The organism is Spiribacter aquaticus, from assembly GCF_007625215.1.
In the GTDB taxonomy this organism is placed as follows: Bacteria; Pseudomonadota; Gammaproteobacteria; order Nitrococcales; family Nitrococcaceae; genus Spiribacter; species Spiribacter roseus.
Genome location: NZ_VMKP01000006.1, coordinates 1 through 6,136, shown reverse-complemented (window position 1 = coordinate 6,136; position 6,136 = coordinate 1). Strand labels below are relative to the sequence as shown.

The window sequence follows — 6,136 nt, the reverse complement described above, 5'->3', positions numbered from 1 at the left end:
CGCTCGGGTCGAACCCATGTTCCTTGGCTGGGGGTTCGAACCCTCCCGGGCGCGCACAAAAAAACCGGCCGCAGCCGGTTTCCTTGATGTCTGGCGCGCCCGGGAGGATTCGAACCCCCAGCCTCCTGATCCGTAGTCAGGTGCTCTATCCAGTTGAGCTACAGGCGCTGTGACGAGCGCGGAGTATGGCCAATTCACCCGGGGGCGTCAAGCGATGAGCAGCGGGCGGCCCAGACTTGCAACCGGGCTTTGCCGGTCTGTAGCTTATTGATTGAACGCTCAATCAATAGGATTTGTATGGACCATCCAATGCTCACTACCCGCCCCCTTCGCACCCTCGCCGGCGCCCTCGCCGTGGCAACCCTTTTCACCTCATCCGGCACGAGCGCCAACAGCATCGAACAGCAGCTCGAAGCCCTGCAGTATTTTCAGGTGATCGCACATCGTGGCGCTAGCGGTCACGCACCGGAGCATACGCTGCCCGCCTGGCAGCTGGCCCATGACATGGGCGCGGATTATCTCGAGCTGGATATCCAGATGACGGCGGATGGCCGGCTGGTGGTTTTTCACGATGAAACCATCGACCGCACAACCAATCGCGAAGGCCCTCTGCGCGACTACACGCTCGCAGAGCTGCAATCACTCGACGCCGGGAGCTGGTTCAACCAGGCCAACCCCAACCATGCGCGGTCAGACTTCGAGGGCGCCCGGGTAGTTACGCTCGACGAGGTCATCGACCGATTCGGCACCCAGACTCGATATTACATTGAGACCAAATCCGCGGAACGCGACCCCACGCTTGAGGCCGAGCTGATGGACACTCTCAGCGAACGTGGCTTGATTGAGGCCGGCGCCGTCGTGATTCAGTCGTTTTCGCAGGAGAGTCTGCGGGAGGTCGAGTCCATCAATCCGGACGTACCGCTTGTGCAGCTCGTGTGGTACTACCCCGAATCAGAGGACAGCGACACATTGATCGAGTGGACGGGCGTCACGCCAGGCCCAGGCACGATCACCGACGCCGATTTCGAAACGATCCGTGAATATGCCGTGGGTATCGGCAGCAACCTGAATTATCAGGGGGATGCGGTGATTGATGAGGCATTCGTCAAACAGGCGCAGGCCAATGACCTGCGGGTGCATGTCTATACGATCAACGATATCCCGGCGATGGAGCAGTTGATTGACTGGGGTGTGGATGGAATCTTCACGGACTTCCCCGACCGGTTGGTTCGGCTGACCCGCTGAGCGCATAAAAAAGGGGGCAGATTCCCCTGCCCCCCTTTTCGTTCCTCACAATGCCGTGGGTCTAGCGAGACACGCTGACGCCCTCGACTTCCATGCCGTCCTCGATCTGACTGCCGGTCAAGGAAAGCTCACCGGTTCCAGCATCTTCCTGAACAATCTCGAGCCCGGTGTCGTCGCTATCGTCATTGTTGACGGTGTGGACGTCGCTGATCTGTACAACCAGATTGCCGTCGGACTCTTCCTCGAACACGACACCAACCCCGCCATTGTCGCGGGACACCGACCCCATGACGGCTCCATCGACGCCGCCGGCGTCCTCTTCGGACATCTTGAAGCCGTCATCGCTGTTGCCGTACGCGACGGTGCTGATGTAGCGCAGGTTGCCATTACCCGGGCCGGCTTCATCCATATCGACGCCCTCGTCGTAGTTGCCGCTGACGGTGCTCCCGATCATGGTCAGGTTGAGATTGCCGGAATCGGCCTCGTCATAATCAATACCGTCATCAAGATCCAGTCCGATCTCGTACTCTTCCACCGAGCCCGAGTCGTACAGCGACACCTCACGCTCGAAGCAGTTGTCATCGGGCGTGCCGGTCACCGCGGAGGGGATGTCAGAGGGCTGCATCACACCGTCCTGGAAGCTGCCCTCCGGCTCAGCCGGCATATACTCGGCGAGAACATCCGGATTGCAGTATGGACCATTGTCGATGAACGCGGTCCGAATGATCGTCGAGTGGATGCTCCCGGCCTGACCTTCATCAAGCTCCAGACCGTCGGCGCCGACCCGGGCGAACTCCGAGCCATTGGCGGACAGGTGGATATCGCCCGCGCCCCGCTCATCGGCCCGGAGGCCATCGGCGTCGAACTTGCCAGTGCCGGCGCCATCAACGGTAACGTTCTCGAGCTGGATGTGCAGCGAGGCCGGCGATCCGCCGCCGGCGCCGCCAGCGCCGCTCCCGCAGTCATCGGCCAGCGTGCAGTCGGAGACGTGAATGCCATGGTTGGCGACGCCCTTCACGGATACGTTGGTCAACGCCAGCTGGACCATGCCGGTCTGATCCTCGCGGACATCAAGAAAGATCCCCTTGCCGGCGGTCTGCCCGTCCACATCACCGCGGTTGAGCACACTGAAGCCGCCGGGGCCCTCAAAGGCCAGATCGCTGATGGCCAGATCACCACCATTCGCGCTCACAAGAAGGTCGGTGTTGGCATCACTGCGCACGCGCTGACCATTGCCGATGATCTCGAGCGGTGCCTCACCGGTGTAGACGAGGCTCTCATCAATCACGATATCGCCGCTCACGGTCATCACGATCTGCGAGGCACCACCGCTCTGCGAGGCAGCCTCCAGCGCCGCACGCAGTGAGCCTTCTCCAGCGTTTGCGGTGTCAGTGACAACCAGCGGGGTCTGAGCCTGCGCGGCGGCCGCCCCCATGATTGCAGCAGCGATGGTCAGGGCATTGAGCTTTCTCATGGTGAAGTCCTCTGTCGTAGGAATAACTCAGAAATACGCTAGGAGTTACCTGTGACAGTCCGATGACGCCGCGATGACCAAACGATGTCGTGGCCAATGAGCCCTCACCGGGTATACTCGCATTTTGCGTATTGCGGGGGCTCTTAGCATGTTGGATCGATACTTCGAACTGGCGGAAAGCGGCACGACGATCCGTCGCGAGCTGCTGGCCGGTCTGACCACCTTTCTGACGATGGCTTATATCGTCGTGGTCAACCCGAGCATTCTTTCCGAGACCGGGATGAACTGGGGGGCGGTGTTTGTCGCGACCTGCCTGGCCGCGGCACTCGGCAGCCTGATCATGGGGCTCTATGCCAACTACCCATTCGGGCTCGCACCGGGCATGGGCCTGAACGCCTACTTCACCTACGGCGTGGTGCTGGGCATGGGAATCGCCTGGCAGACGGCCCTTGGCGCGGTCTTCCTATCGGGCATTCTGTTTTTGATCATCTCCGTACTGCCCATCCGTGAGTGGCTGATCAACGCGATTCCGTTATCGCTGAAAATGGCGATCTCGGCTGGCATCGGTTTCTTTCTGGCGATCATCGCGCTGCAGAACGCCGGCGTTGTGGTCAACAGCGATGCGACGCTGGTCACGCTCGGCGATCTGACCGCCGTCCCAACGCTGCTCGCCATGCTCGGATTCGCGATTATGGTGGCGCTGAGCTATCGCGAAGTCCCGGGCGCCGTGCTCATTGGCATTCTGGCGGTCAGCTTGATTGGTGTCCCCTTCGGCGTTGCCGAGTTTGACGGGGTGGTATCGATGCCCCCGGATCCGAGCCCGACCTTCCTGCAGATGGACGTTGCCGGTGCGCTCGAGCTGGGACTTGTGTCCGTGGTGCTGGTGTTCCTGTTTGTTGATCTGTTCGACAGTACGGGCACTCTAGTGGGCCTTTCGCATCGGGCCGGCTTCCTCGACCGCGACGGTCGTCTGGGCCGGTTGCGCAGCGCACTGGTCGCGGATTCGGGCGCGAGCATCGGCGGCGCACTGTTCGGCACCTCGACCACCACGACCTATATCGAAAGCGCATCGGGTATCAATGCCGGTGGCCGGACCGGACTGACCGCCGTTGTGATCGCGGTGCTGTTCCTGCTCTCACTGTTCTTCCTGCCGGTGGTCAGCGCCATTCCGGGCTATGCCACCGCACCGGCGCTGCTGTTTGTGGCCTGCATGATGGTCCGCGGCCTGGCCGAGCTTGACTGGGACGACATTACCGATACGGGACCGGCCGTCGTGACCGCCATCGCGATGCCACTCACCTACTCCATTGCTGATGGCATGGGGCTGGGTTTCATTACCTATGTGCTCGGTAAGACGCTGGCGGGCAAGCCGACGGCCGTCCATCCAGCGGTGTGGCTGATCGCGGCCCTGTTCGCGCTGCGATTTGCCTTCATTTAGTAACGCGGACGACCTGAGCCGGCGTTGACGGCTCAGGTCCCCTTACCATTGCAAATCAGGAGCAACTCATGTTCCGAACCGCACTGATCATCTCGCTAATCACCCTTTTAACCGGCTGCAGCGGCGTCCCCCTCGTGCCCGGCATCTAGTTGTGATTTCTCAATAGGTTGTCCACGGAGGAGCTCCGAGGGATGCTGAGTTTGCGGACTTGGCAACCCAATGAAGGAGACCCCCGTGGACAGTCATTACAATGCCGCGCTGACGCCTCGAGGTCGAGCCCGGATGGTTCGTGCCGTCATCGATCAAGGGCTGAGCTATCGCAAGGCAGCGGAACGCTTCCATGTTGACCCAAAGACGGTTCAGCGCTGGACGCAACGCTACCGCCGTTACGGTCAAAAAGGGTTATACCAGCGATCTTCACGCCCGAAGTGTCAGCCACGCCGGACACCGAAGCGGATCGTGCGGCAGGTCATTGCGCGGCGCCGACAGCGCTGGACCATGGATCGCATCGCCATGAACATGGGCATCTCCCGGGCAACCGTGTGCAGGATCCTTCAGCGCAATGGGCTCAATCGCCTGAGTGCACTGGAGATCAAACCACCGCCGCAGCGCTATCAGCATGAGAACCCCGGCGACCTGCTCCATCTGGACATCAAAAAGCTCGGCCGCTTTGAGCGTGTCGGCCACCGCATCACTGGACGCCGCGTCGGCACATCCCGCGGTGCTGGCTGGGAATATGTGCACGTGGCGATCGACGACTGCTCGCGCATTGCCCACAGCAAGATCCAGGACTCAGAGACCGCCGATGCCGCAGTCGACCACCTATTGGCGGCCGTGCGCTATTACCGATCGCTCGGCGTCACGATCCGGCGCGTGCTGACCGACAACGGTGCCTGCTATCGCTCAAAGAAGTTTGCCGCGATGTGCCGCTGCCTGGGTATACGGCACCGGTTTACTCGGCCTTACACGCCGCGCACCAACGGAAAAGCCGAACGCTTCATCCAGACGGCGCTACGCGAATGGGCTTATGCCTTCGCCTATACAAACTCTACCGAGCGTGGCGAGCACCTGCCGCGTTGGATACATGACTACAACTGGCATCGCCAGCACGGTAGTCTCAACCACAAGACACCGATCAGCACCCTCGGGCTATCTGGGGACAACCTCATGAGACTGCACACCTAGTCTCGGATCATGCGGGTTGTGATGCTCGGTATGCGATCGCGGCATGCAAGACGATCACGACAAGCATCGCGAACAGATGAATCAGGATCGGTGCGGGGGTGGCCGCGAAAATCCAGGTCGCCAGCGGCAAGAATAGAACGGCAGCGCTCCAAAGGCCGGGGTTATAGCGGCGTAGCCGTACCGCCCAGACCACGTGCAATAACGCATTAACTGCGACGAGATAACCTGCCAATACGCCCCACGCCGGATCGAGCCGGGTGAGATAGAAAACCGCGAGCAGGGCAAACCATACGAACACGACATTGACGACCCAGATATCTGCCGCTGTCAGCCCTCTGCGCCTCGGCCCAAGCAGCTCGTTCAAAAAGGCCGCGAAGCGATCCGCATCATGCTCCTCGAACTGGTGGGCCATATAGATGGGCAATGCAAGATAGACCGGCAGTGCGATTCCGGCACCGATGAACGGATAAAGTCCGATCAGCAGTAGCGCGGCTGGGGGCGTTGCATACACCCAGTACTGAAAAATCCGGTTCAGCAAGGTCGAACGCTCCACTGTGCAGGGCGGCGCAAAAATTCAACAGCCCAATCGCCACGGATACCAAAGCGCAGTATTGGCTGAATTTTAATCAGACACAAGGAGGGTTCTGCCGGCAGGAATCCTGCGCAGAATCTTAGCCACTACACTGCCCTACCCACAAAAACGCGATCAGTAGCGAGCTCAAATGCCTGATTTTATTGTCGGAGAGGGAGGGATTGATTCGGCCCTCCGGGCCTCACCCTTCGGGCGCATCGCT

5 protein-coding genes and 1 tRNA gene are annotated in these 6,136 nt (G+C 60.6%); 3 read left to right on the top strand and 3 right to left on the bottom strand.

Annotated elements, in window-relative coordinates; translation table 11 throughout:
* Positions 1-91 precede the first annotated feature (91 nt).
* Positions 92-168: transfer RNA gene (locus FPL11_RS09975), tRNA-Arg, on the bottom strand.
* Positions 169-309: 141 nt separating this feature from the next.
* On the opposite strand from FPL11_RS09975, the gene FPL11_RS09970 reads away from it, so the two are divergent.
* Positions 310-1,245 carry a glycerophosphodiester phosphodiesterase gene (locus tag FPL11_RS09970; protein WP_144348476.1) on the top strand — a complete coding sequence of 312 codons (936 nt, stop codon included), beginning with the start codon at positions 310-312 and terminating at the stop codon, positions 1,243-1,245.
* Positions 1,246-1,306: 61 nt separating this feature from the next.
* Here FPL11_RS09970 and FPL11_RS09965 read toward each other — a convergent pair whose 3' ends face one another.
* Positions 1,307-2,719 carry a hypothetical protein gene (locus tag FPL11_RS09965; protein WP_144348475.1) on the bottom strand — a complete coding sequence of 471 codons (1,413 nt, stop codon included), beginning with the start codon at positions 2,717-2,719 and terminating at the stop codon, positions 1,307-1,309.
* Positions 2,720-2,867: 148 nt separating this feature from the next.
* On the opposite strand from FPL11_RS09965, the gene FPL11_RS09960 reads away from it, so the two are divergent.
* Complete coding sequence (locus FPL11_RS09960) at positions 2,868-4,157, top strand: NCS2 family permease (protein WP_144348474.1); 1,290 nt, start codon at positions 2,868-2,870, stop codon at positions 4,155-4,157.
* 234 nt (positions 4,158-4,391) lie between these two features.
* A complete protein-coding gene (locus tag FPL11_RS09955) occupies positions 4,392-5,342 on the top strand; it encodes an IS481 family transposase (protein WP_144348473.1) in 951 nt (316 codons plus the stop codon).
* A gap of 7 nt (positions 5,343-5,349) precedes the next feature.
* On the opposite strand, the gene FPL11_RS09950 is transcribed toward FPL11_RS09955, so the two are convergent.
* Positions 5,350-5,880, bottom strand: a complete 531-nt coding sequence (locus tag FPL11_RS09950) for an HXXEE domain-containing protein (protein ID WP_159308482.1) — start codon at positions 5,878-5,880, stop codon at positions 5,350-5,352.
* Positions 5,881-6,136: the final 256 nt, after the last annotated feature.